Origin of the sequence: Tenacibaculum sp. HL-MS23 (assembly GCF_032463465.1) — a bacterium.
GTDB classification, from domain to species: domain Bacteria; phylum Bacteroidota; class Bacteroidia; order Flavobacteriales; family Flavobacteriaceae; genus Polaribacter; species Polaribacter bernardetii.
The window spans coordinates 728784-755783 of sequence record NZ_CP135989.1 but is presented as its reverse complement, the minus strand read 5'-3'; the positions used below and the strand labels follow the sequence as shown (position 1 = coordinate 755783).

Genomic DNA, 27000 nt, shown 5'->3' with positions numbered 1-27000 from the left:
AAATAATCCCTAAGTTTAAAAATTAAAACTTAGGGATTATTAATTAATATACAAACAAATTATTTTTTCACGAAAATGTTAGTAAAATACCATTTTCCATCAGTATTTTTCTCTGCGGTAACCTCAAAGTGTGTATAATCACCTTCTATATTTTTTTTGTGACTTTCACTATCTAGCCAGGCTTTTACTACAGATTCAGCATAACAGTATCCATAAGCAACATTTTCACCTACACCTTTTGCATCGGTATTTTGAATTAAAAAATTCATGCGTTTTTGAAAAAATTTATGTGAAATCTCATTATTATCTACCATATAATTAGTATGGTCAGTAGTTTGACTTTTTATAATCTTTAATTTACTCAAAAGAGAATAACCATTTAAAACTCTGTAGTCATTAATTAGGTTTAAAATATCTAATTCAATTGGTTTTTCGACAAAAGAGATAGGTATTTCAGAATTGTTTTCTAATTTTTCGATATCATTGTTTGAAGTGCATGATGTTAAAAAAAGTGTATAGAACACTATTAATAACTTTAGGTAGGTTTTATTCATTTCTCAGGGGGGTTAGAGGGTTAATAAATACTTCTCTAAATTAATTAAAATTATTGAAAAATAAAAGCTAAACACCTGAATATAAGTATAAAGGGTGTTTTTCCTGAGTTGAATAGGCTGTTATGTTAAATATTCTTATTCGTAAAAAAATGAATAATCTTGTTTTCTAATTAAAGGTCTAAAGAAAAATTTAATGAAGGTATTTTTGGTTCAGACATTTAGAATTATAATAATTTTTATATTATCTAATGTAAAACTATAGTGATAAGTTAATTGAAGTAAAAGTTACTTAAGAATAATTAGTAATTAAGTGTATGAGTGATGTAGAATGTTCGGAAGAATAACATTCAGAAAACAGAGGTTCGAAGTTTATCATATTAAATAACTTTAAATAAAAAAAATAATCCCTAAGTTTAAAAATTAAAACTTAGGGATTAATAATTAATATACAAACAAATTATTTTTTCACGAAAATGTTAGTAAAATACCATTTTCCATCAGTATTTTTCTCTGCGGTAACCTCAAAGTGTGTATAATCGCCTTCTATATTTTTTTTGTGACCATCGCTCTTTAACCATGCGTTAACTACAGATTCGGCAGAAGAATATCCATAAGCAACATTTTCACCAACACTTGTAGCATTGGTATTTTTGTTTAAAAAATCTTTACGTTGATAAAAAAGATCATGAGAGATCTTATCATTATCTATCATATAATTAGTATGACTACTTGTTTGGGTTTTAATTACTTCTAACTTATTTAAAAGTGAGTAACCATTTGCAACCCTATAATCATTAACAAGGTTTAAGATATTTAATTCGATAGTTTTTTCAGTAAAAGTGATAGCTGTTTCAGAATTGTTTTCAGCTAGTTCGATTTCGTTGTTTGAAGAACAAGAAGTTATAATTAGTGAACATAACACTATTAATAACCTTAGGGGGTGGTTATACATTACTTAGGGGGTTTAGGGGTTTAATATAAACACTGCAAATGTACACTAAATCAATAAAAATAAAAATTTAAATTACTGATTATGAGTATAAAGGGTGTTTTTCCTATGTTAAATAGCTTGTCTTATAAAGTCTTCGTATTCATAAAAAAATAATTCAAATTGATTCATTTTTTCTACATAAAACTCAAAACAATCTCTCCAAGTATCTTTATTGTGTATGCTAAATTTTTTATCAAAAGGAACATATATACGACGGATAATTTTTCGATTATCTAATTCGAAATTATCGTGATAAATTACTTCTGGTAAATATTCTGTTTCTAAAATGGTTTTTAACGATAATAATTGATCGTATAATAACTCGTTAGCAACTTCATCTAAATGTTCAAAATCTAAACAAACAGACGCTTTTTTTCGATCTGCCTGAAATTTAAAAGCAAATCCTTTTATTTTAGTGTTGTATAACAGCCATTTTCTTGGGAATGATTTTCCGAAGCTTGTCCAAAATTCTTTACGTAATTGTGCTGATTCTTCTTTACTAAACATTACCCGTGTATTTTAGCGCTATTACCGCGATTTCTCATCATTTCAGCTTCAAAAGCAACCAAAGTTTCCCATTTTTCATCAACAATCTTTCTGTCTTGATATTTACGCGCAAAACCTAAAAAAACAGTATAATGATTGGCTTCAGAAATCATTAATTCTTTGTAGAACTTAGCCAACTCTTCATCTTCCATATTTTCAGAAAAAACTTTAAAACGCTCACAGCTTCTTGCCTCAATTAAAGCGGCAATTAATAAGCGTTGTACAAGTGCGTTGGTTCTGTCTTTTGTTTTTGTAAAGAATTTTTGTAGTTGAATAGCATAATCGTTTTTTTGCTCTCTTCCTAAAACCATTCCGCGTTTTACCATAAAATCATGAACCATTTTAAAATGTTCCATTTCTTCAATAGCAATTTCACTCATACTTTGTACAAGTTCGGTTTCTTCAGAATAATTTATAATTATAGAAACAGCGTTTGAAGCCGCTTTTTGCTCTAAAAAAGCATGATCTGTTAATATTTGCTGTAAGTTATCTTTAGCAATATCAGCCCAAGAGGTTTTAGTTTCGAATTGTAATCCTAACATAATCTAAATTCATTTTTCGTTTGCAAAACTAACGATTATTAAATTTAAGAAAGTATTAGTACTCTTTTTTTTACTTAAAATAAGTACTGTTTTATTATTTAGGTATTTGATTATTAAAAAAGGAATAGAAATATATAAAAATGTTAACTTTGAGGGATTTCAAAAATATTTTGCTATGAAAAAAAATATAAAACTAATTATTTTAGTTTTACTGGTGTTTATTGGTAATGCTTGTAAGAAAAATACAAATAAAGAAAGCGATGTAAACGCTTACAATGAGTATGTTACTGTTTTTCCAGAAAAACTAATTTCTGTTACTCCAAAACTCGATTTTCTTTTAAAAAAGCATATAAAAGATGCCAGGGTTACTAATGATTTAATTACAATTACACCAAATATTAAAGGATCGGTAACATTAAATAATAATGTGGTTTCCTTTGTGCCGAATGAAAAATTAGAAAGCAATAAAGAATATAAAATAACACTTCATTTATCAAAGTTATATGATGATATTGATGTTGCTTTAAAAGATTTTAGCGTCGAAGTAAAAACAAAAGAGTTGTTTTTTAATGTGGCTTTACAATCGCCAACAGTATATAGTAAAGATTGGTATTTTGTAGAAGGAGTTTTAACGGCAAGTGATGTTGTTGAAAAAGAAAAATTATCAGAAATAGTAAAGATAAATTATAAAGGGAGCAAAGCAAAAGTAAAGTTTCAAACCTTCGAGAAATTAGCTTCTAAAGTATATTTTAAAATAGATAGTTTACAACGATTTGTTGAAGATGAAAACTTAAAAGTATCTTGGATTGGTGATGCTATAAAATCTACTTCAAAAGGAGAGCGAGAGATAACAATTACAGGAAAAAATAATTTTAAAGTTTTAAATGTAGAAGTAGCCAATACCGATAAACAACGAATAGAGATTAGTTTTTCTGACCCAATAAAAAAATCACAAGATTTAAAAGGTTTAATTCAGTTTGCAGATACTCAAAAAAGAAAATTCACCTATAAAATCACCAACAATATAGTAACTATTTATCCGCAATCATCTTTTAAGGATAAGGTAAATATCGAAATATTTAAAGGAATAAAAAATGCCGAAAACTATGTTTTAAAAAAATCATATAGTAAAACATTACATTTTCAGCAATTAAAACCTTCGGTAAGCTTTATTAAAAGCGGAACGATATTGCCAAATTCAAAAAATCTTAAAATTAATTTTAATGCAGTTAATTTAAAAGCTATTGATGTAACAGTATTTAAAATATATAAGGAAAATGTATTGCAGTTTTTGCAAAACAATAATTTAGGTAACCAAGGTAATTTGCGCTATGTTGGGCGTCCTAAAGCTAAATACACGGTAAATCTTACTAATCAGGGAGTGGATTTAACTAAAGAAAACGCTTTTGCGATAGATTTGGCTGAAGTTTTAACAATTGAAGACGGAGCAATGTATCGAGTTGATTTTTCTTTCAACCAAAAATATTCTAATTATTCATGTGATGAAACTACTAATAATAGTACAATAGTTTATGGTAAAAAAGAAATAGATACCAAACAGTACGACAATCCTAATTACTATAATAACGACTATTATAGTTATCGATGGAATGAAAGAGATAATCCATGCTCAACTTCTTACTATTATAATAAAAATAAAAGCACCAATATTTTAGCTACAAATTTAGGAGCAATTGTAAAAAAAGGGAATAACAACACAACTTTTATTGCGGTAACTAATTTAGTAACAACCGAAGCGGTTTCTGATGCTAATGTAACGCTATATAATTTACAACAACAACCTATTGTAAATGTAAAAACAGATAAAGATGGAATTGCTAATTTCGAAGGAATTAAAAATGCTTTTTTTGCCGTAGTTATCAAAGATAAAAACACAACTTACATTAAATTGAATGATGGAAACGCACTTTCTATGAGTAAGTTTGATGTTTCTGGAACAAAATTACAAAAAGGAATTAAAGGATATATTTATGGCGAACGTGGTGTTTGGCGACCAGGTGATCAATTATTTTTAACTTTTGTGTTGAATGATAATGCGAATCCGATACCAGAAAACCACCCTATTAAATTTGAGTTGTTAAATCCGCAGGGAAAAATTATAGAAAGAAAAGTACTTTTTAAGAATACGAATAATGTGTATGCATATGCTCCAAAAACTAATCAGGATGCAATTACCGGAAATTGGAAATTAAGAGTAAGCGTTGGTGGCGCCGTTTTTAATAAAACACTTAAAATAGAAACAATAAAACCAAACCGTTTAAAGATAAAATTAAAAACAGCAGCAGACTTTATAAAAGCCGATACACCAATTGAAGGAGATGTGGATGTAAAATGGTTACACGGAGCAATTGCTAGAGATTTGAAATTAGACATTAATGGGAAATTTACGCAATCGAAAACAGAATTTTCAAAATTCAAAAACTATAATTTTGATGATGTTACGCGTAGGTTTGGTACAGAAGAATTTAAAGTATTAAAAGGAACTTTAAATAACGAAGGAAAAACAAGCTTCTCTGTAAAACCAAGGTTAGATAAAAAAGCTCCTGGAATGCTAAAAGCTAGTTTCATAACCAAAGTTTATGAAAATGGTGGCGATTTTAGTACCGATGTTTTTTCTAGAAAAGTATCTCCATATAAAACTTATGTAGGGTTATTAAATGCAGCTGAACAACAATCTAAAAATTATTTGTTTACAGATGAGAAATACACCTTTAATGTTGCAACAGTTACTGAAAACGGAGTAGGAGTTGCCAACGATTTAGAAGTAAAAGTTTATAAATTATCATGGCGTTGGTGGTGGAGTACTGCGGATAACGGACTCTCTAATTACGATGGTACGCGCCATCATCAAACGTATAAAACACTACAAGTAAAAACAAACGCTAGTGGTAAAGGTTCGTTCGATTTAAAAATAAGTGAAAATGATTGGGGACGTTACCTTATAAAAGTAACCGATAAGAAAAGTAAACACATTACTTCTAATATTGCTTATTTCGATTGGCCATCTTGGTACGGAAAGAAAAAAGGAAGTCAAGATAAAACGAATGCCACGATGTTGGTTTTTACTACAGATAAAGAATCGTATGAAGTAAATGAAACAGCTACGGTAAAATTCCCTTCTTCTGAAGGAGCAAGAGCTTTAATTACAATTGAAAACGGAACCGAAGTATTAAATCACTTTTGGGTAACAACAACAGCAAAACAAACGGAATTTAAATTCCCAGTATTGGCAAATTATACACCCAACGTATTTGTAAATATTTCGTTATTACAAAAACACAGTCAAACAGCAAACGATTTACCAATTCGTATGTACGGTTCTATACCCATGTTGGTAAACGATCCTGCAACGAAATTAGCACCTGAAATTCAGTTAGCAGACGAGTTAAGACCTGAATCAATCGCTAATATTAAAGTAAAAGAGAAAAACGGAAAAGCAATGACCTATACAATTGCTTTGGTTGATGATGGATTGTTAGATTTAACACGTTTTAAAACTCCAAATCCTTGGAATACCTTTTACGCACGTCAATCATTAGGTGTAAAAACTTGGGATGTTTTTGATGATGTAATTGGCGCCTATGGCGGAAAAGTAAACCAAATATTAAGTATTGGTGGTGATGAAGCCGAAGCTGGAAGTAAAAATAAAAAAGCCAATCGTTTTAAACCGATGGTAACCTATTTAGGACCGTTTAACTTAGCAAAAGGAGCTACAAAAGAGCATCAAATTAAAATACCTAAATATGTTGGTTCTGTAAGAGCGATGGTGGTAGCAACGGATGCTAAAAATGATGCCTACGGTAGTGATGAAAAAACTGCTTTTGTACGAAAACCCGTAATGATTTTAGCATCATTACCACGTAAAATTACACCACAGGAAACCGTTACACTTCCTGTAACTGTATTTGCGATGTTACCTTCAGTAAAAAAGGTGAAAGTTACAGTACAACCAAACGAATCGTTTACAATTGTAGGCGATAAGACTCAAACTTTATCATTTAATGAACCAGATGAAAAGATGGCTTATTTCACCTTAAAAGTAAATGATTTTAAAGGAATAGGTAAAGTAAAGATTGATGCCGTTTCTGGTCGTGAAAAAGCATCCTACGAAGTAGAAATAGATGTTTTAAATCCGAATCCTGTAACCACAGAAGTAAAAGATTTAGTGTTAAAATCAAACGAAAAAAAGGAGCTTAATTTTAACACCTTTGGCACAAAAGGTACTAATACAGCAAGTATCGAATTATCTACATTGCCACCAATGAACTTTACCAAACGTATGGGATATTTAATTCAATATCCACACGGTTGTGTAGAACAAACAACTTCTAGTGCTTTTCCGCAGTTATATTTAGCAGAAATTTTTGAATTATCCGAAGAAAAAAAACAAGATATAGAGCGAAATATAAAAGCTACAATTCAGCGTTTATCTGATTTTCAGGTATTAAATGGCGGATTGTCTTATTGGCAAGGAAACGGTAGTGCAAACAGTTGGGGAACTTCATATGCAGGTCATTTTATGATTGAAGCAGCTAAAAAAGGATATGCTTTACCAATAGGGTTTAAATCGAAATGGATAGGTTACCAAAAACAACAAGCACGTAATTGGCGAAATAATTCAACCTATTATAACAATGCCTTATCACAAGCATACAGATTGTATACATTAAGTTTGGCAAACAGTGCAGATATCGCTTCAATGAATCGTTTACGAGAAACAAAAGGAATTTCTAATGAAGCAAAAATGCGATTGGCAAGTGCCTATGCATTAATTGGTAAACAGTCGATAGCCCAAGGAATTTTAAATGGTTTAACAGCGAATGATTATAGTAAAAGGCGCTATTCTAATTACGGATCTGAAACTCGTAATAAAGCCATGGCATTAGCTACTTATACATTATTAAAGGAAGAAACAAAAGCCATTAAGTTAGCGAAAGAAATCGCTGAAAGTTTATCTAGCAATAAATGGATGAGTACACAAACAACTGCTTATAGTTTATTAGCGATGAGTAAATATGCGCTTCAAAATGGTGGAAGTACAGGAATTAATGCGAGTTATACTTTAAATGAAAATTCAAAAAATATTGAAATATCAAAAGCATTGTATGCTGAAGATATTGAAGATATCACCAAAGAAAACACTTTTAAAGTAACGAATAAAAATAGCGGAGTACTTTATGTACGTATTTTTAATAAAGGAATTTTACCTGTCGGAGAAGAAAAAGTATTTCAGAATAATTTAGAAACAACAATTATTTATAAAACAAAGGATGGTAATCGTATAAGGCCTGATAATTTATCGCAAGGAAAAAATTTTGTAGCAGAAGTTACAGTGAAAAATACTACGAATGATAACGTAGAAAACGTAGCATTAACACAGTTTATTCCTTCAGGTTGGGAAATTATAAATACTCGTTTTACTGACTTCGGAAATAATACGACATCATCTCAAGTAGATTTTACTGATATTCGTGATGCTAGTATTAGTAACTATTTTACACTTAAAAAGTATGAGAGTAAAACGTTTAGAGTGCTGTTAAATGCATCGTATTTAGGAACCTATTATTTACCAGGCGTGCAAGTAGAGGCTATGTATGATAATGATTATATAGCCAGAACAAAAGGCGAATGGATTAAAGTAGTGAAGTAGAGATTATATATAATTTGAGAAATGAAACTGATAGAGCATAGAAGTATAATTAAGACTTCTATACAAATTAAAATACTCAAAAATGAAAGATAAAGAGCCATCAGAATTCACCGCTAAAGAATTCTTAGAAGCAGGTAAGAAGTTAAAATATAATTTAATAATCAATGCTGCACTTATTGGTTTTTTAATAGGTATAATAATTTATAGCGTAATAAAAAATAGCGTAGGGTTTTTAATGTTAATTCCGTTATTCTTAGCTTATAAATTAATTAAGAATTCCCAGAAAAATAAAAAATAATTGAACACAGATAAAAACGAAAAATCAAGTTTTACAATTTGTATAGAATGCCAAGGATTAGGTAAAAAAAACAAAAGAATACGTAAAAATGTAAAACTTCGTTATCAAGCAGCATCAGTTGCTTATGAAAAATCAGACAAGCTAGGTACCGCTCCTGTTCGTCCTAAAGCGGTACAATATTCTTGCTTAAAATGTAATGGCTCAGGATTATTAGAAGCCGATAAGCATCCTATTGCAGATACAGAAAATTACCCTCACGTAGCTATTATTGGTGGAGGTATTGGTGGTGTAGCTCTTGCTGTGGCGTGTTTACATCGTCAAATTCCGTTTACACTTTATGAACGTGATGATAGTTTTAATTCGAGATCACAAGGTTACGGGCTCACATTGCAACAAGCAAGTAATGCAATTAAAGGCTTGGGTATTTTTAAGTTGAATGAAGGAGTTGTTTCAACAAAGCATGTAGTTCACAATTCAGAAGGAAAAGTAATCGGAGAATGGGGTATGAGAAAGTGGATGAATTCTGATGCTAAAACTTCCCAGAAACGAACAAATGTACATATCGCACGACAATCTTTACGGCTCCAATTATTAGAGCAATTAGGAGATCATAAATCTGTAAAATGGGGACATCAATTAATTAATTTTAATGATTCTGATAATGAATTTATTGAATTGAACTTTCAGGTTGATGGAAAAATAAAAAAAGCAAAGGCAGATTTAGTAGTTGGTGCTGACGGAATTCGTAGTTCGGTTCGTAAGCTTTTAATAGGTGATGATATTACGCCGCTGCGTTACTTAGGTTGTATTGTAATATTAGGTATTTGTCCTTTAAAAGATATTAAGAATATTGATAGCTCTTTGTTAGATTCTGCTACTGTATTTCAAACAGCGAATGGTAATGAACGAATTTATATGATGCCATTTACATCAGATGCTATTATGTGGCAACTTAGTTTTCCGATGTCAGAAGAAGCTGCAAAACAATTAAGCGAAAAAGGGCCTAAAGCTCTTAAAGAAGAAGCTTGTAGCAGAACTCCGTGGCACAATCCTATTCCACAAATTTTAGAAGCTACTGATGAAAATAATATTTCGGGATATCCGGTATATGATAGAGAATTATTAAAACCAGATTTATTATCCGAAGAAAAAAAAGTAACACTAATTGGTGATGCAGCACATCCTATGAGTCCGTTTAAAGGACAAGGAGCGAATCAGGCTTTATTAGATGCCTTGGCATTGGCTAGAGGAATATCTAAAGGATGTAGGCCTTTATCAGAATGGAGAAAAATTGGAATTAGAGAAAGCGTATTAACAGCTTTTGAAACAGAAATGTTGGCGCGTAGTGCACCAAAAGTAAAAGGGTCTGCAGAGGCTGTAAAATTTTTACATTCAGATGCTGTACTTCAAGAAGCAAATGAACCGAGAGGTCGTCCTTTAAATAGAAAATAACACAAGTATTATTATGATTAAAGAGGTTTTTAGTTTTTGAGTTAAAAGTAATCCTCACTAAATAAAAGAAGAAGAACGATACGAGGTAATTCTATTCAACTATATTGCATTCATAAACTATTATCATGAAATTAAATTTATTGTCTTGTGATGCTCAAAGGCCAGATAAAAGAGCAATAGCTAATTGTATTGCTGAGGTATCATTTAATATTGATGCGTCTTTAGCAAATGAACTTACAAGTATTCTTTTAGAAGGAGATGCAGTTGATATTGAAATTGAAGATAAAAATTCAGGTTCTGCTTTAAGAATTTTACGAAAACTAAATATAGATTACGAAATTTTAGATTAAACTGTTGTACAAGTCGAAAAGGTCTTCAATTCATTTTTAACTACCAGTTTGAATAACTTTTAAGATATCGAATTTATATATGTGATCGTTTTTTTATTAAAAACTGCAGCACGTTCTACATTAACCACATGACCACATTCTTTTAAAATAACCAAAGAAGCATTTACATGTTTTTCAACCACATTTTTTATAGAAGGTAAAAATAAATGATCTTCGTCCCCCATAATATACAGCGTAGGTATTTTTAGATCTTTCATTCTAAATAATCGCAATAACGGATTAATTTCGGATGTTAATTTAAACCAACGTAAAAACTCTTTTTGATATAGTTTTTTTGCTTCGTTAACGAATAATAAGCGAGAATTTTTGTGATTTTTTTTAGGCATTATTATAAAAGCAAAAAGCTTATATAACAACATATATGGTACAATTGATTTAAATAAATTACCTACAAAAATTAAAAAACGAGAGCGTAAATTAAATTTAATAATTGCGCCTCCCATAATCATACTACTCACTAAACTAGGTTTCTTTTCAGCTAAATTTCGTATTAAAATTGTACCCAAAGAAATACCTACAAAATGCGATTTTTTTATTTTTAGATAATCAATAACTTCTAAAATATCTTCTGTAATAGCATCAAAAGTATATTTTTTATTAAAAGTAGATTTTATAACAGATTTACTATCTCCATGACCACGTAAATCTAAAATTAAAACATTAAAGTGTTTTTTAAAATCACGAACTTGTTTGTACCAAATAGCACTACTACCACCAGCACCATGTATAAATGTAACCCATTGGGTAGAAACAGCATGTTCGTAAGAATAGTAGTTTAACAAACCTTTAATTTTTTTTAATCCGAGCAAAAATAATTTAATTTATCAACTTAAGTTGTTAAATTTTTTAAGTAATTCATAAAAACGACTAAAAAGAGGTACAATTTTAAAATATTAACAACTAATAAGTAGGGTTTTAGGCTTAATTTAATTAGCGCAACTAAATATAATTATTTTTAAAATATGAAATAATAGGTATAAAAAATATTTTATTTTTTATACCTATTATATACAATTCTTATATAAAAATATTTTTTTATATACTCAAAACAATAACATCCTCGGCACGTATTACTTGAGTACTACCAGGAATATAAGTAGGCTTTTGTTCAGAAAAAGTCGATTCATTTTTTAACTCACTTTCTTTTGTGTTTTCACCAAAAGCATAATTTAAATTGTATTCACTTAATAGAGTTTTTATTTCACCAAAAGTTCTCTTTTCATTTGTTGTTTTCCCTTCGTTGTCTGTAATCGTTTTTTCTATTAGGTTAGGTAAAAAACGAATAATTTGAGTATCAGTAGGAGGAACAGGAACAATATCAAATTGAATTTCTGCACTTGCATTTAAATTCATATTGTATTTATTCGTATTTGTTGCATTTACAGGAGTAGCATACATTTTAGTACGAAAAGCTTGTCCGCCATTTAAAATACTAGACGATTGTTGTGATAAGGATAAAGATATTTTAGCTTTTGCAGTGGTTTTTGGAATCGTGTAAAATGTAGGTTGATAACCTATTTCACGCAATAATTTTAAAGAAGCTTCAGAATTATCTGGATTTGTATTGTAAATTTCTAAGGTTTGTCTTAAAGAACCTTTATCTAATGCTGCTTGTGCTTCGCCAACGCCTTCGCCAATTGAAGCAATAAAATCTCCTAAAGGTGCAGCAAAAGCATCTTTTAAATAATCATTTGAATTGTTTGACATGGTTTTAGTTTTTTAATGGTTTTGCAAAAATTACAATCACTTCTTGTCCTTGAATTAATTCTGATTCTGCTCCTGGTATTTGTTTAATTGCTTGTCCTTCTATAAAATTTGGATTATCAGTTGGCTGGTAAATAACGTCTAATTTTAATCCGTAATTTGTAATGATTTTTCTAGCAGCTGTTTCTGTAAGACCAATAATATTTGGAACATTATTTTGATATTTTACACTTGTTGTATTCGGAACAACATCAATACTAATATTGCTAATTGCAGCGGCATTTATATCTTTAGCAGATTCAAAATCAACCAAACCAAATAATGTTCCTTCTGGACCTTTTTCTATAGTAGCCTTTAAGTTTAAAGAAATGTTTGCCATTTTAAATCTGGACGTATCCATTTCCGCATCCGCTACAGCAATGTCATTTATAATACTACTATATACTTTTTTAGCATCTAATTTATTCGGGTTTTCAGCATCAACAAAACTTTGTATTTCTGTTACTTTAGTTTGTAGTTTTGTGATTTCACTTTCTTTTACGGAAGTGTTTTGAGCAAGTGCGACAATTTCACTGTTTTTTTCAGAAACAATTTGTTGTGATGTTTTTACTTTTTCAACTAAATCATCAATAGAATTTTGCTGTGTTTGTAAGGCGTTTTTTGTTTTTTCAACTTCAAAAATAATTGCTTTATTTTCTTGTTCAAGTTTGTTTTTTGTTTGTTGTAAATTTTTAACTTCGTTTGTTTTTTCTAATAAAAACTCTTTAAGTTTATTAATTTCAATAGAGTCATTGTTTAATTTAGATAACGCATCTTTAAGAAGGTTTATTTCTTGATTTTTCTCTTCTAAATACTGCTTAAGGATAGTTGTTTTTTCTTCATATTCCGTTACTGATTTTTCTAATTCTGTAATACGAACAGTTAATTCATCATTTATTATTGAAGAAGATTTTAAGATTTCTAATCGTTCTTGTAAAATTGAAACCTGTTCGTCTTGATTGTTTAGTTTCACTAATAATTGTTCAACTTCACTCGTTTTATCTTCCAATTTTTTTATAAGTTGATTAAATTCTTCTGAATTATCGTCTTTAGAAGAGTCATTCAACTGTTCTTTTAAATTAGTAATTTCATTAAGACTATTTTCTAAAGATTGTTTTAATAACGCTTCTGTTTCTTCATGTTCATCTAAATGCATCTTAAGTTCTTTAAGCTGGCTATCAAATTTTTCATTGATTTTTTTTACATTAACTTCTTGTAGCTTGGTTAATGAAGTAAGGCTTTTATTCTCTTCTTGTAACTTAAAAAACTCTTTTTGAAAATGATGTAAATAAATAGGAGAAGCAATAATAGTACTCGCACCTCTTTTAGTGATTAAAGAATCATCCAAAAGCCATAATTTATTAAAGTCAATTACTATTTCTAAATTTTCTTCATCAAAAAGTATTGATGGAGCTTCTGAAAGAATTAGCGTTTCTTTCTCATTAGATTTTGCAATTCTAAACATAGGTAAACTACCTTCACTCATACAATCACGTACAAGTCGGGTAATAACTTCTTCTTTAGCAAGTCTTACTGGAATTTCATAAGCATGCGATAGTAGTCCTTTTTTGGTTTCAATTCCCATCACAAGTTTTTCCCATTTTCTGTTTTTAATATCTAAAAATTCAATATCTATTGAATAGGATTTTAAAGCGGTATTATTAGCAGCTAATAAGTCACATTTAAAAAGTAAAGAGCGGTATTTAGTAGCCATAATTAGTGTTTTTGAATTGAAATTTTAGTAAAAACTGTACCTATATTGATATCTATTTGTATGGTGTTTTTAGCATCATAATCTGTAGTATCTATTTGAATTGTATTTATTGCAAGTCCGTTAACATCGGTAGTAACCTCTCCTTGTTTTACAAAGTTGGTATTGTGGTTTAAAACACTGTTTGTATTTAATAAAATAGTTTTATCTCTATTATAATTAAACTCTACCAAAGCACCTGGAATTTTTTCACCAGCAGAATTAAAAACAGCCACTTCAATATCATAAATATTTGAAATATTGGTTTGTTTAGGAATTGCCTCAATAATTAATTGAGGTAAACCGTCATTAGGCATAACAGCTACAAAACGACCAGAAATACTACTTGTTATTTTGTCAGTTTCAGCTGTGCTACTTGTTTTGCTTGCCGGACGATACGTCATCATTGGAGCTGGAGAATACGGCATTTCTGCCATTGCATATTTTCCATAACTACTACTACTTTGGTCGTAAGTTCCGTCTGCTGTTGAAGAAGTCTCTAATTCGGTTTCTACTTGTAAGGTGAAATCTAAATAAGGTAAGGTATATAATGTATTAGGACGACCATATTCATCATAAGGAGCAGCATTACGAAGTTGATGTTGTGCTTCATTTAAACTCTCTGATATTCCGAGTAATATTTCTTTTAAGGTGATGGATGTGTTTTGTGTGCTCATTTGGTATGTAAATTATAATGAAAATGGATCTTTTTTTGATGCTGATTTCTTTTTCGTAGGAAGCTCATCTGCAAATTCTTTGATCTTTTTTGCAGCAGAAAAAATTTCTGAGACATTGATAGTATCAAAGCTTTTAGACTCTTTTTCTTCCTTTTTTGTAAAAATTTTATCTAAAGAATTTAAAGTCATTAATACATCTTGTTTCTTTTCAGGGTTTTTTAATAGACCAGTTTTATTAAAAAGATTGTCAACAGTTTTAATCGTTTTAGTAGTTTTCTCCAAATACTTTTTTGTGGTGTTGTAAAAATCATTCACTTTATTTAAGTTTTCATTTAAAGCATTTGTGTCTTTGTTATTCGTTTTAATAGCTGGTAACGGATTTTTAAATCCGTTTTCTTTTTGTTGCGCTATAGTTTTAATAAATGCTGTTCTTTTTGAATCTATTCTATTAAAAGTATCTTGTGTCTTTTTACCAGCTTTAACAATTTTACTAACTGTTTCAGTGGTGGTAGAAAAAGTTTTATTTTCTAAAACATCTTTTTTATTATCAGTTTTTTTTCTTTTTTATCAAGAGTATCAGAAAGTAAACTACTTATTTTATGTAAGCCTAGAGAAGCATCATGAGTTATCGTAATTACTTTTTTAATTGTTTTAGCGGCAGTATCTATTGTGTTCGTTGTTTTTTTTATTCCTTCGGATACTTTTATTTTTCTTTTGTTAATTTGAACAAGTTTATCAGAGAATTTTGTGATGTTTTTATCTACTTCTTTACTTGTTTTAGAAGTAGTATTTAATATGTTGTTTGTTTTTTTTAACCCTTTTGACGTTTTTGTTTTCTTGCTGTTTATTTGTACAAATTTTTCAGAAAGTGTCGTTATATTTTTAGCTGTTTTTTTTGTTTTTTCAAAATTTTCAAGAACAGTTTTGGGTTGTTTTTTTTTGATAAACCGTTTTTCTATATTTTTCTTTTTAGGAAGTAAACTAGGAATTTTATTTTGTGTTTTTCTAGTAGTATCTACACTAAAAAAGTTTTTCTCTTTTTTATTCCAATTGATGTTCTCTTGAGCGCTACTTTTTCTTTTTTTAAGAAGTTTATTTTTCTTTTCTTCTTCTTTTTTAGCGTCTTTTCTTTTTTGATAAACAGATTTTATCTCACTATCATATTGTTTCTTGGAAGAAGAATGCTCTGCTGTTTTACCAGTAAGAGCATTCATATTTTGTTCTAGTTCTTTTTGCTCCTCTAATAAGCTTTTTAAATTAATATTAGATGCAGCAATATCGTCTAATGATTGTTCATCATTAGTAACATTAGGTTGTATTAAATCAGATAGAGAGAAGTCTTCGTTTTCTTCTTCCTTTACTTGTTTTTTAGTAGTAACCTCTTGTTTTAAAAGCTGTTTCCAATGTTTAGCCATTTTAAGGAGTTTTTTTAAATTAAATCATTTCTTTTGTCTTCTAGTTCAGCTGCTATCATCGCACGTAAACGTTGTTCAAATACAGGCGGATTTGGTACAGCTACTAGCTTTGTTCGTAGCATGGAACTACCTTCTGCTGAGTATTGATATTTTTGTGAATAACTAGCAGAAACAGAAGCACTCACTGCAACAAAACCAACACTAGCACCAGCACTTACAGAAACTGAAGCACCAAACTCTTTGGTTTGACTCATAGAAACAGACATTTTCATCTCTAGAACAGTATCTACATATTGATAAAATGTAGGTGTAAAACCAAGGGAAAGCAAACTATATTCTTCGCCTCCCATATCCACTTTTGTATCTACCAACTCTTTCGCCAACTCCATAGATACTTTATCTAAGGCGCGTTGTGCTTGAGCGATTCCGACACCAAGTGTTTTTACCATTTCTGGTAAAGGTGCATTTAAAATTTCTCTAGTAATGCTTCCCATTTTAATGTGGTATTAATTTAAGATTCAGCTTCTTGTCGCGCAATTTCCATTTGTTGTTGGATACGTTCTTCTAAAATTGCTGGTGGTGGAATAGGAACTAATTTTGTTTGCAGTATGCTAGAACCTTCTGCTGAATAACTATATTTTTGAGAAAAACCAGCATTTACCTGTGTAGTTGTTACTGTTTTATTTGCTTTTAATCCTTTACGCCAACTAAAACCGATACTTCTATCTTTACTTTCTGATTTACTATCAACCGAAAAAGAAGAAGATCCTTCTCTGGTAAATTTGATAGAAATACTAACACGTATCATCGTATCTACAAACTGATAAAATGTAGGAGAAAATCCTAATTCTAACATAGATAAACGTTGTGGTAACATTACTTCACGTGTACCTAAACCTGGTTTAACCATTTTTCTACCAGGAACTGGTGTTGGAGGAGCAGTTGAAGTCGCTGGTACACCGTCTAATAAAGTATATACCTCGCCAATATACTTATACCATTTAATAGAACTAATATTGGTTTGATCTCTATAATATACTTCTGTGTTTCTTTGGTCATCAGGCGTAAATATTACGGTTTTATCGGATACAGCAGGAAGCTTATTTACATCTACAACTTCTTTGTCGTAACCAGCTTCGGTGTCATTACCAAGTTTAGCATCGATAGCTGCTCTATATGCTTGATCAGTATTAGAGTTATACAATTCTACAGCATCTCTTAATTGTACCTTTTCTTTACCAAAGAATACACGACTATCTTTAAAATTTATAAATTCTTCTCCATTCAATTCTTCTTTTACAGCTTTAAGTCCGCCCATCATTTCAGCAACCTCAATAGAGTTAGAGTCTAATGCCATTTGTGCTTCGGCTATAGAAAAAGCCATTTGTCGAATCATGTCGCCCATCGGAACGTCCAATAATTCTTGTCCTATACTAGGATTTTTTCTAAACATATTTTTTGTTTTTATTTGTCTTTTGTTATTGTTGATTTTAAAATTTCATAATAAATATCTGGTGCAGGTAGTGATACAATTTTTGCAGCTATAGATGAAGATGCTTCTGCAGAAACAGAAAATTTACGTGCATAATGAGCAGAAATAGCAATGCCAAACATTTGGGTTTCTGTATTATCATTATTCGCACTAAAATTATTATTAGCATTACTAGCACTTCCACTTGTTGCATTATTTGAACTAGAGCTGTTCCCATAATTTAAACTTAATAAACCGCCATAACTTTCAGATTCTGCAACAGAAAACTCCATTTTTACTTCAAAAGAAGCTTCTGTAAAAGCATAAAAAGTAGGAGCAAACCCAAGGCTAATTAAATTATAATCTTCATCACCTACAGCTATTTTAATCGTTGCCATTTCGTTTGCTAAGCGAATAGAATTGGCATCTAAAGCAGCTTGTGCATTCGCAATAGAAGCGCCTAGTTTCTCTAACATAAATGGTAGAGGAGCATTGGTAATTTGTTGTATAACTTGTGGTACTGCGCTCATAATTTCTAGCTTCCAGAAGTTGTGTTACCAGTTAAAGATTGAATATAGTTTTCTAAACCAGTTGGCGGTGGAACAGAAATCATACGAGCAGAAACGGAAGCATTTCCTTCTACAGATACACCAAACTGACGGGCATAACGCACATCTAAAGAACCGCTCCAAGCAGATACTTTAGGATCTTTAATACTTTTTAAATCTGATTTTGCAAAGTATTTACTGTTAATTACTTTATGTATATTTAAAGTATCGTTATTGTTAGTAGAGTTTTGTGCATTCGAAGATTTATCTTCTATAGTAGTTTCTTCATTATTATTAGAAAATATGGTGTATTCTATCTTTGCATCTTTTCTTAGAAGATAAACAACATCACCGGAAATTTGAGAATAGAATTTAGTACTATTATCGAGCTTTGTTTTTATTTCGGAAAGGCTCTTTACTGTTTCATTTAAAGAGGCATCACTGCCAGATTCGATAATAAATTTTTTAGTAATATTAACCGTTGTTTTTGCGTATTTTTGCACTATTCCTGAGTTGGTTATAGACCAATCTGCTACAATTGCGACAGATTGCGTATTACTAAAATCGCCACCTTCTACAAAAATGTATTCGTTTCCGTTGGTATCAATATCAATTACTGCTTTTCTATAATCAGGATTATTTTGATTATCACCAACATTCGTTTTAGCATTTAGCTCTCCTTCAGAATTAATTTCGATTATTTGAGATTCATTAACACCTAAAGTGATTAAGTAATTCTTAATAGTGTTGGCCCTTTTTAAACCAAGATCTTCGTTAAATTTATCACCACTAACACTATCTGTGTGCCCAGCAATTTTAATTGTAACATCGGTGTCATGAATCATAATAAAAGCTAAAGCTCTTAATTTGTCTTTAAGAGATTCTGTATTATTAGGACTTGTTCCTTTGTTGTAACTAAAATCTAGCGCGTGGTGTTTTGAAAAATCAAAGTATATATTTAATGCATCGTTGTCTTTTAATCCAAATTTAAAAGTGCTATTAACAATAACATTTAAATTATCTGCTAGGTTTGATTTATCTAACAAGATAGTAGAAGCGGCATTAGTACCTTTAATTTTAATACTAACATTAGTATAGTTTTTAAATTTAATAATACCAGTATCTTCCTTATAATAATCTAGTAAAGACAACATTCCAAACCCATTATAGTTATGCGTTTTTACCTCATTGGTATTGTCTGTACTAACAATGTCTTTTGTTTCAATTATTTTAGAATCTACACGTTGTACTTCAGAGTCAGAAGATAAGTTTTCAGCAGTTTCCTCTAATCTATCAATACTGCCTGTTTCTTTACTTGTATTTACAGTACTTTGGTTTACCTTTAGTGTATGCTCATTAGATGCTGTTGTCCAATATTTTCGGCTACTTTTAAATTCCTTGTACTTTTCTTCCTGATAATTGTTTTCAACTTCTTGAATACTTACATCTGTATATCCCTTCTTTTTAGTAGAGTCATATTCTAAACTAAAATCAATTTCTAGTTCTTCTTGAACCGTCATTTTTAAATTGATTGAAGCAGAAACATCTGCATATTCAAAGGCATAAAAAGCCGGTTGAAACCCGAGTTCTAATAATGACTTACCGCCAACTTCGACTTCAGAGAGTCTCGTAATTTGTTTAACGGAGTTTGTGTCTAAACGCTCTTGTGCGTCTGCAATACCAAGTGCTAGTCCCGTTACAATACTTCCAACGTCTACGTTTTGAAGTATTTTGGCGCCTTGGTCAAGTGTTTTAATGTCTGCCATATTTAATTGTTTTTAATGGTTAAAAAGGAGAAATTCCCTCGGGTAAATCCATGGCTATTTTTGGATTTACAGATTCTTTTCTCACTATAAAATAATTGTGTTTTTTCTGTAATCGGGTAACTTGATCTTTATTGATCTTATAACCTCTTAAAAGCCAGTTTAACAATTCATCAGTTATAGGATGTTTGCCTTTTCCTATTTCTTTTTGTGCCTTTATTAGTAATGTTTTGGCTTCTTCTTGCTCTTCTTTAAGTATATGCTGAATGGCTTGTCGCTCGCTAACAAAAGCATTGTGTTTTTTTACCAACATATTTGTTTCTTTATCAGCTAAAAAAGCTCTATAGTTTTCACAAAAAGAAATTACCTCGTCATACGAACCTAATTGCTCTAGAGATTCCATAACACATTGACTATAGTGTTGAAAAAACAATTCGCTATCTTTTTGTGTTTGGGTTAAGCGTAAAGCTTCTTTATAGTGTCGTAAAGCCTCTTTATAGTTTTTGTCTAGCGCATGCATTTTACCACGTTCAGCAATTCTGAAATGCAACATTTTTTTATTTTCCATAATTTAAATGATTGTTGGTTCGCAGTTTAATAGTATTAACTGTGCATATAAGTAATTGGCAATTAAATCAGGAATTTCAGTACTACTTTCCCACTCACTAGTGTTTTCTTTAAAAGAGTTTACCTCTATAAATTGTGCTAATACGTTTTTAACGGCTGTATGTTCTTTAATTTCCTTTATCACTAATTTTCTAGTTGTCTTAAAATTGTTTTCTACAGAAAATTGAAGTCCCAATCCTTCACAATTTTTTATGATATCTTTTGCTGATTTATGACTTACACGTTCAAAAAGTGTAATAGGTAAATGTTCCTTTAACTCTGGAAGAATAGCATCAGGCATTCCAATTTTTTCAGTTAAAAAAGAAGTATGCTCTTTATTATTGATATCAAATGAAGTTAAATGAATGTTTATTAACTGATGTGTTTGGTTGATAACACGGATTGTTTTTTTAGATTGATGTTCTCTCCAAATAGTACTGCTTTCGGCATAACTAAGATTTTTTATAATAACTGTTCCGTCTTTTAAAGTTTGTATTGGTTGCTTAATTTTAGCTATAAGTCTTTTTAAATCACTTTTAGGAAAATCATTGTTAATATATATTGTAAACACATCTTTTCTAGGATTAGAATAACATACTAAAGCATCTATACGCCCTTGAAGTGCAATTGCGGTAGCTTCAGAAACACCACCTAATACAATACCTGGTTGTGCCAATAACATGTTTAATGATTCTGATGGTTTGCAACCTAAAAATTCCGATAGTTGATTAATTACTTTAGGTAGTTTTAAAATATCTTCAAAATAAATACTGATTTCTACTTGTTCTTTTACAAGATTTATTTTTTCTTTTTCATCAGTGATTTGTACCTCTAAACCAAGTTTAGATAATGTTGAAGCAGCTTTTTTAGCTAAGTCTAAATCTATTTTTTGAAACAGTACAGAAGGAGCATTGTAGAGCATCTTTAAAATAAACTCTTGTGGCATCTTAAAAGAGTCTGCTAATAATTTTGACACACTAGGATTTGCAGTTCCAATAGAATTGATAATTACAGTATTTTCCATTTAATATATTTTTGGTTACTATTTATACGACAGTTATGTACTGTTTTGTTTTACAAATTTTAAAATATATACATGGTTTTTAGACGTGTGATTAACGTAAATAGCTATATAAACCAACCTGAGATTTTAGGGTTGTTTAACCTTCTCAACTTAGGTTGTATAATTTTGAAGGGAATTTGAAGAAAATTGTTTCTTTGTAGCTGAATAAAGTATATTTAACGCTTAAAACTAACAAACCATGATTACACCTTTATTATTAGCAATTACAGTTATTGCTTTCGGAATTTATATTTATAAATTTCCTCCAACCAAACCATCTAGACCTTCTGAACCAGGTAATTCTATTTGTATGAATTATGCTGATGAAAAGACAAGTGAATTGAGTAGAGCTTTAGTACATGAAATGGTACATGGATATAGAAAAAACCAACTAGCAAAAATTAATGCTGGATCAGAACTTAATGATGCGCATTCTATTTGGTTTGATTTAGAAACGCTTAAAAAATTCATTTATCATCTAGAAATTAGTGCACAAAACAATGATGTATCAAGTAAAGAATTAGGTTTACGTATTTATTACTCTCGTTATCCGTTAGCAAATACCTGGTCAAGTACCTATCCCGATTTAGTAGGACATGTGGATCCTGCTTATCAAGAGCACCATACCCTAGTAATGATACCAACCATAAAAACACAAGGTAAAAATGGTGTGATTGATATGGATTTTAACCCTTTAGTTAAAGAGACTTACGAAAATGGTTTAGACAAGATTGAAGGAGATATAAATCCTAAAATTAGAATACCTGCTCTTTCTGGAATAGATAAAACAGCTAATTATGGTTCTTCTAATTTAAAAACAGCTACAAAGGCCCGAAGTATAGTTGCTCAAAACCATGGAAGTTTAATACCACCAAAAGATAATTCTGGAGAAGGGGTTGCTTAATCTTAAAATATGCCTGAATACTATATAATATTAAAAAAAATACTACTAGGTGCAGAGTTTATTGCTGCCCTAGTGGGATTTATCTATTTTTTTAAGTTAAAAAATAATTATTGGAAGTGGTTTTCTATTTACCTAATATTCATTTTTATTCAAGAATATTTTTGGTTTATTAGATCATCTAGTTTTTTTGTAAAAAAAGAAGATTATTATGCATTTTTAGGTATTCCTCTGCAATACATATTTCTATACTGGTTATATGCATTCAAATCTTTAAAAAAAAGAAAATTATTCTACGTATTATCTTTTATATATCTATTTACTTATATTCCTTTTCAAATATTTTTAAAAAAAATTAATGTAGTTTATTCGATAAACTTAACTACAGGTACAATCTTACTCTTATTTTTGATTGTTTTAGAGTTTATCGAACAAATTAAAAATGACGATATACTCAAGTTTAAAGAAAATAAAATGTTTTATATAAATATAGGAGTACTCTTCTCTTATATAGGAACTTATCCTTTTTTTGCATTCTATGATTATCTTTTAAAAGATGAGTATGCAAATATTTGGAATATTTATTTTTTATATTTTTTAATAACCACTTCTATTATGTATTTACTATTTACAGCTTCTTTTATATGGGGAAAACACAAATCATAATAACACTAATAATCTTTAATCTCATCTTTATTGCTTTTATAGGGGCGATAGTGGTATTTATTAGAGAATATAAAAAGAAAAAGAAAGCACATTTACTGCAAATATCTACTATTGATGAAACGCATAAAGAAGAATTACTAGAAACTCAACTAGAAATTCAAACTCAGACCATGCAGTATATTGGGCAAGAAATTCATGATAATATTGGTCAGAAATTAACATTGGCTAGTATATATACGCAACAGCTAATTTTTGAAAATAAGGCTCCGGCAGTAAACGAAACTATTGAAGGGATTAATGATATTATAAATCAGTCTTTACAGGAACTTCGACAATTATCAAAATCATTGACAGACGATTCTATTAAAAACAATACTCTTTCATATTTAATCGAAAAGGAATGTGAAAAAATTAATGATTTAAAAAAATGGAATGTTCATTTTTCAAGTACTATTGAAATGGAATTACAATCGTATCAAATTAAAAGTATTCTGTTTAGAATTACCCAAGAGTTTTTACAGAATAGCATGAAACACGCAGCCTGTGAAAATATTTTTGTTGCTTTAAAAACAACTAGTAACGCTATCAAGTTTACTTTACAAGATGATGGTATTGGTTTTAATTCTAAAACCATAAAACCTGATGGTATCGGTCTTAAAAATATAAAAAAGAGAACAGAATTAGTCGGTGGAAAAATGAAATTAGAAAGTCAAGAAAATAAAGGAACGAAATTAATTATAGAAATCCCCATTTAAATGAAAAAGACAATTGTTATTGTTGACGATCATGTTTTAATAGCCAAAGCATTGAGTAATATTATTTCAAATTTTGAAGGATTTGAAGTACTATATGTATGTGAAAATGGTGTAGATTTTCAAAATAAAATAAAAACAAAAGGGATTCCTGACATCGTTTTATTAGATATAAGTATGCCTATTATGGATGGTTTTGAAACTGCGAAGTGGATTAAAGAAACACATGCTACTATTTTAATTATGGCTTTGAGTATGCAAGATGATGAGTCGAGCTTAATTAAAATGATTAAAAATGGCGCAAAAGGATACCTCTTGAAAAATGTATATCCTACTGATTTGGAAAAAGCGTTGAAAGGGTTGATTGAAAAAGGACGTTTTTTTCCTGAATGGGCTTCTAGCAAAATATTTGCGAGTATTGGCAATGACTCTAACAATGAAAAAATAAAATTGTCTGATCGTGAGATAGAATTTTTGAAATATTCAGTTACTGAGATGAACTATAGAGAAATTTCAGAAAAGATGTTTTGCAGCCCAAGAACTGTCGAAAATTACAGAGATAGCTTATTTGAAAAATTAGAATTAAAATCGAGAGTGGGTTTAGCGGTCTATGCTTTAAAAAATGGATTTACCGAGTGATTGATATGTGTTGTTTTTATAATGTGTTATATATAGTTTTAATTCAGTTGATGAAGCTGAAATATCTTTTTATAGATTAGCTCTATTATTTTTAAAAGCTGTAAAAGACTACTTATCTTTGCAGTCGATAAAAACTTCATAGATATTTAAATATTATGGCAATGACAATGAAAACACAAGAAGATATTTTAGCAAAATTAAATATTTATGAGTTAAATGAAATGCAACAAAAAGCTATTTCGGTAATTGATACGAATGCAAATACGGTTATACTTTCACCAACAGGGACAGGAAAAACCTTAGGTTTTTTATTACCTGCGTTAAAATTAATAGATTTTGAAAATAAAGAAATTCAAACTTTAATTTTAGTACCATCAAGAGAATTAGCAATTCAAATAGAGCAGGTAATTCGTGAAATGGGAACTGGGTTAAAAGTAAACGCAGTGTATGGTGGTCGTTCGATGACGAAAGATAAAACCGAATTAAAACATATACCAAGTATTTTAATTGGTACACCAGGAAGAATTTTAGATCATTTTGCAAATGAACGCTTTTCTAAAGACAGTATAAAAACTTTAATTTTAGATGAGTTTGATAAATCGTTAGAAGTAGGTTTTGAATCTGAAATGAGAGGTATTATAAATCAATTACCAAATCTTAAAAAACGTATTTTAACATCAGCAACGCAAGAAACTGAAATTCCTGCATTTGTAGGTTTACATAAACCTACAGTATTAAATTACTTGACAGGAAAAAAATCTAGGCAATTAACTTTAAAAACAGTTGTTTCTCCTATCAAAAACAAAAACCAAACATTGGTTAATTTGTTACAACATATAGGAAATCATCAAGGGATTATTTTTTGTAATTTAAAAGATAGTATCAGTCACGTAAGTGAATTCTTAACAAAAAATAAAATAGCACATAGTTGTTTTTCTGGAGGGATGGAACAAAGAGATCGTGAACGTTCATTAATTAAATTCAGAAATGGTACAAGTCAAGTTTTAATTGCAACCGATTTGGCTGCAAGAGGAATTGACATTCCTGAAATGAAATATATTATTCATTATGAATTACCAGAAAGAATAGAGGAGTTTACACATAGAAATGGTAGAACGGCAAGAGTAAATGCAAAAGGAACGGCATATATTTTAAAATGGCAAAAAGAAAGTTTGCCAGAATTTCTTGCTAATATTCCAAATACAGATATTTCTCAGAAAGAAAAATTAAAAGGGCATTATTGGGAAACTTTATTTATTTCTGGAGGTAGAAAAGATAAAATATCAAAAGGAGATATTGCTGGTTTATTCTTTAAAAAAGGAAACTTAACCAAAGAGCAATTAGGAGTTATTGAGTTAAAGCAAGATTGTGCTTTTATAGCAGTGCCTGTAAGTGAAGCAAAAAAGTTAATTGAAGAACTAAATAATACTCGTTTAAAGAATAAAAAAGTGCGTATTACTTTAGCTTAGTCTAAATAGATAAAATAAAAAGGGTATTTACAAATTGTAAATACCCTTTTTATTATTTTTCGCTACTCAAAATTTCTTTAACAGCTGCTTGATATTTTTTAGGATTGGTAGCTTTTTTAATTTTCTTATATGTTTTGCGAGGATCTGAAAAAGACTTAGAAAAGTATTCCCAAAACCCTAACATTTTCATTTTTATAGGTGTTGGTCCAGATAAAGCAGCATCATATTGATGGTATATTTCATCATGAAACTCACCAAAACGTTGCCATCTATCTTTCGGATATTCGGTTGTGTTATCTTTAATCATTTGTGGTAAAAACGGATCGCCAATTAAACCACGACCAATCATAAAGTGCGTAATACTCGGGAAACGTTCTTGCATCGCTTTAAATCCGGCCACAGAAGTAATATCTCCGTTGTAATATAGTTGATGTTTAGATACGTCGATACATTTCTGAAATGCATCTAAATCAACGCCACCTTTGTATAATTGTTTTCCTATTCGAGCATGAATAGCAACATTTTTAAGCGGATATTTCTCTAAAATAGGGAAGGAGTGTAATATTTCTTCGCTGTTTTCATAACCCATTCGCATTTTCATAGAAACCAAAATGTCGGTTTCGTTATGGGCTTTATGTAAAACTTCATCAATTCTAGCAGGATTACAAATCAAACCAGATCCCATTCCCGATTTTGTAACCATTGGGTATGGACAACCTAAGTTCCAATTCAATTCTTTATAACCTAAACTTTGCACGTACTTTGCAACAAACAAAAACTCATCAGGATCGTTTGTAATTACTTGCGGTATTACAGTTAAGGTATGATTGTTTTCGGGTAATAAATCACGTTCATAACTCGATTTAATCTTCATTTTTCCGTTTAAACGGATATATGGCGCGTAATAAGTATCAATACCACCAAAGTATTTATGCTGTGCATTTCTAAAACGAAAATCGGTAAAGCCTTGTAAAGGTGATGAAAGTAAAGTAAAACTCATAGTATGTAATAAGCTGCAAATATAACTTACTTATCCTTCATATTTTAAAGTTAAACTTTATACTTTTGAAATA

General features: G+C 30.0%; 26 protein-coding genes. 9 read left to right on the top strand and 17 right to left on the bottom strand.

What is annotated here, in order from left to right:
• Window positions 1–59 precede the first annotated feature (59 nt).
• The 4 genes from RRF68_RS03455 to RRF68_RS03440 all read right to left on the bottom strand — a co-directional run bounded on the left by RRF68_RS03455 (window position 60) and on the right by RRF68_RS03440 (window position 2633).
• Complete coding sequence (locus RRF68_RS03455; RefSeq protein WP_255555869.1) at window positions 60–524, bottom strand: CAP domain-containing protein; 465 nt, start codon at window positions 522–524, stop codon at window positions 60–62.
• Between the two features lie 487 nt (window positions 525–1011).
• Window positions 1012–1506 carry a CAP domain-containing protein gene (locus tag RRF68_RS03450; RefSeq protein ID WP_275315690.1) on the bottom strand — a complete coding sequence of 165 codons (495 nt, stop codon included), beginning with the start codon at window positions 1504–1506 and terminating at the stop codon, window positions 1012–1014.
• Between the two features lie 108 nt (window positions 1507–1614).
• Window positions 1615–2052, bottom strand: coding sequence for a DUF4268 domain-containing protein (locus RRF68_RS03445; protein ID WP_218772412.1), 438 nt, complete (start codon window positions 2050–2052; stop codon window positions 1615–1617).
• Window positions 2052–2633 (bottom strand): tRNA-(ms[2]io[6]A)-hydroxylase, encoded by a 582-nt coding sequence (locus RRF68_RS03440; protein WP_275315687.1) that lies wholly within the window; start codon window positions 2631–2633, stop codon window positions 2052–2054. The genes RRF68_RS03445 and RRF68_RS03440 overlap by 1 nt, the downstream gene beginning before the upstream one ends.
• A gap of 175 nt (window positions 2634–2808) precedes the next feature.
• Between RRF68_RS03440 and RRF68_RS03435 the strand changes: the two genes are divergently transcribed.
• The 4 genes from RRF68_RS03435 (at window position 2809) to RRF68_RS03420 (ending at window position 10404) form a co-directional block, all read left to right on the top strand.
• The gene (locus RRF68_RS03435) at window positions 2809–8304 is read left to right on the top strand and encodes an alpha-2-macroglobulin family protein (protein ID WP_315945017.1); all 5496 of its coding nucleotides are present in this window, start codon (window positions 2809–2811) and stop codon (window positions 8302–8304) included.
• An 82-nt stretch (window positions 8305–8386) separates the two neighbouring features.
• Window positions 8387–8602, top strand: coding sequence for an FUSC family protein (locus RRF68_RS03430; protein WP_315945016.1), 216 nt, complete (start codon window positions 8387–8389; stop codon window positions 8600–8602).
• Window positions 8603–10054 carry an NAD(P)/FAD-dependent oxidoreductase gene (locus tag RRF68_RS03425; protein WP_315945015.1) on the top strand — a complete coding sequence of 484 codons (1452 nt, stop codon included), beginning with the start codon at window positions 8603–8605 and terminating at the stop codon, window positions 10052–10054.
• 125 nt (window positions 10055–10179) lie between these two features.
• Complete coding sequence (locus RRF68_RS03420) at window positions 10180–10404, top strand: hypothetical protein (protein ID WP_218772417.1); 225 nt, start codon at window positions 10180–10182, stop codon at window positions 10402–10404.
• Between the two features lie 59 nt (window positions 10405–10463).
• Here RRF68_RS03420 and RRF68_RS03415 read toward each other — a convergent pair whose 3' ends face one another.
• The 12 genes from RRF68_RS03415 to RRF68_RS03360 all read right to left on the bottom strand — a co-directional run bounded on the left by RRF68_RS03415 (window position 10464) and on the right by RRF68_RS03360 (window position 21461).
• Complete coding sequence (locus RRF68_RS03415; protein WP_275315682.1) at window positions 10464–11246, bottom strand: alpha/beta fold hydrolase; 783 nt, start codon at window positions 11244–11246, stop codon at window positions 10464–10466.
• A gap of 253 nt (window positions 11247–11499) precedes the next feature.
• Window positions 11500–12171 (bottom strand): hypothetical protein, encoded by a 672-nt coding sequence (locus RRF68_RS03410; protein ID WP_315945014.1) that lies wholly within the window; start codon window positions 12169–12171, stop codon window positions 11500–11502.
• A gap of 4 nt (window positions 12172–12175) precedes the next feature.
• On the bottom strand, window positions 12176–13921 hold the full coding sequence (locus RRF68_RS03405) for a PASTA domain-containing protein (protein ID WP_315945013.1): 1746 nt from the start codon (window positions 13919–13921) through the stop codon (window positions 12176–12178).
• A 2-nt stretch (window positions 13922–13923) separates the two neighbouring features.
• Entirely contained in the window at window positions 13924–14634 is a 711-nt protein-coding gene (locus RRF68_RS03400; RefSeq protein WP_315945012.1) for a hypothetical protein, read from the bottom strand.
• A 12-nt stretch (window positions 14635–14646) separates the two neighbouring features.
• Window positions 14647–14949: a hypothetical protein gene (locus RRF68_RS03395; RefSeq protein WP_315945011.1), complete on the bottom strand. Its 303-nt coding sequence runs from the start codon at window positions 14947–14949 to the stop codon at window positions 14647–14649.
• Between the two features lie 212 nt (window positions 14950–15161).
• Entirely contained in the window at window positions 15162–16049 is an 888-nt protein-coding gene (locus RRF68_RS03390) for a hypothetical protein (RefSeq protein ID WP_315945010.1), read from the bottom strand.
• Between the two features lie 14 nt (window positions 16050–16063).
• On the bottom strand, window positions 16064–16543 hold the full coding sequence (locus RRF68_RS03385) for a hypothetical protein (protein WP_218772422.1): 480 nt from the start codon (window positions 16541–16543) through the stop codon (window positions 16064–16066).
• A 17-nt stretch (window positions 16544–16560) separates the two neighbouring features.
• Complete coding sequence (locus RRF68_RS03380; protein ID WP_315945009.1) at window positions 16561–17502, bottom strand: hypothetical protein; 942 nt, start codon at window positions 17500–17502, stop codon at window positions 16561–16563.
• Between the two features lie 11 nt (window positions 17503–17513).
• Entirely contained in the window at window positions 17514–18050 is a 537-nt protein-coding gene (locus RRF68_RS03375) for a hypothetical protein (RefSeq protein WP_315945008.1), read from the bottom strand.
• A gap of 5 nt (window positions 18051–18055) precedes the next feature.
• A complete protein-coding gene (locus tag RRF68_RS03370; protein WP_315945007.1) occupies window positions 18056–19834 on the bottom strand; it encodes an OmpA family protein in 1779 nt (592 codons plus the stop codon).
• Between the two features lie 19 nt (window positions 19835–19853).
• On the bottom strand, window positions 19854–20399 hold the full coding sequence (locus tag RRF68_RS03365; RefSeq protein WP_315945006.1) for a hypothetical protein: 546 nt from the start codon (window positions 20397–20399) through the stop codon (window positions 19854–19856).
• A 3-nt stretch (window positions 20400–20402) separates the two neighbouring features.
• A complete protein-coding gene (locus tag RRF68_RS03360) occupies window positions 20403–21461 on the bottom strand; it encodes a hypothetical protein (protein WP_315945005.1) in 1059 nt (352 codons plus the stop codon).
• Between the two features lie 238 nt (window positions 21462–21699).
• Here RRF68_RS03360 and RRF68_RS03355 point away from each other — a divergent pair, with 238 nt between their 5' ends.
• The 5 genes from RRF68_RS03355 to RRF68_RS03335 all read left to right on the top strand — a co-directional run bounded on the left by RRF68_RS03355 (window position 21700) and on the right by RRF68_RS03335 (window position 25927).
• The gene (locus RRF68_RS03355) at window positions 21700–22404 is read left to right on the top strand and encodes a hypothetical protein (protein ID WP_315945004.1); all 705 of its coding nucleotides are present in this window, start codon (window positions 21700–21702) and stop codon (window positions 22402–22404) included.
• Window positions 22405–22413: 9 nt separating this feature from the next.
• Window positions 22414–23067, top strand: coding sequence for a hypothetical protein (locus RRF68_RS03350; protein ID WP_315945003.1), 654 nt, complete (start codon window positions 22414–22416; stop codon window positions 23065–23067).
• Between the two features lie 50 nt (window positions 23068–23117).
• Window positions 23118–23822, top strand: a complete 705-nt coding sequence (locus tag RRF68_RS03345; protein WP_315945002.1) for a sensor histidine kinase — start codon at window positions 23118–23120, stop codon at window positions 23820–23822.
• The gene (locus tag RRF68_RS03340; RefSeq protein ID WP_218772431.1) at window positions 23823–24458 is read left to right on the top strand and encodes a response regulator transcription factor; all 636 of its coding nucleotides are present in this window, start codon (window positions 23823–23825) and stop codon (window positions 24456–24458) included.
• A gap of 155 nt (window positions 24459–24613) precedes the next feature.
• Window positions 24614–25927, top strand: coding sequence for a DEAD/DEAH box helicase (locus tag RRF68_RS03335; protein WP_315945001.1), 1314 nt, complete (start codon window positions 24614–24616; stop codon window positions 25925–25927).
• A 52-nt stretch (window positions 25928–25979) separates the two neighbouring features.
• Here RRF68_RS03335 and RRF68_RS03330 read toward each other — a convergent pair whose 3' ends face one another.
• Window positions 25980–26927 carry a tRNA-dihydrouridine synthase family protein gene (locus tag RRF68_RS03330; RefSeq protein WP_315945000.1) on the bottom strand — a complete coding sequence of 316 codons (948 nt, stop codon included), beginning with the start codon at window positions 26925–26927 and terminating at the stop codon, window positions 25980–25982.
• Window positions 26928–27000 lie beyond the last annotated feature (73 nt).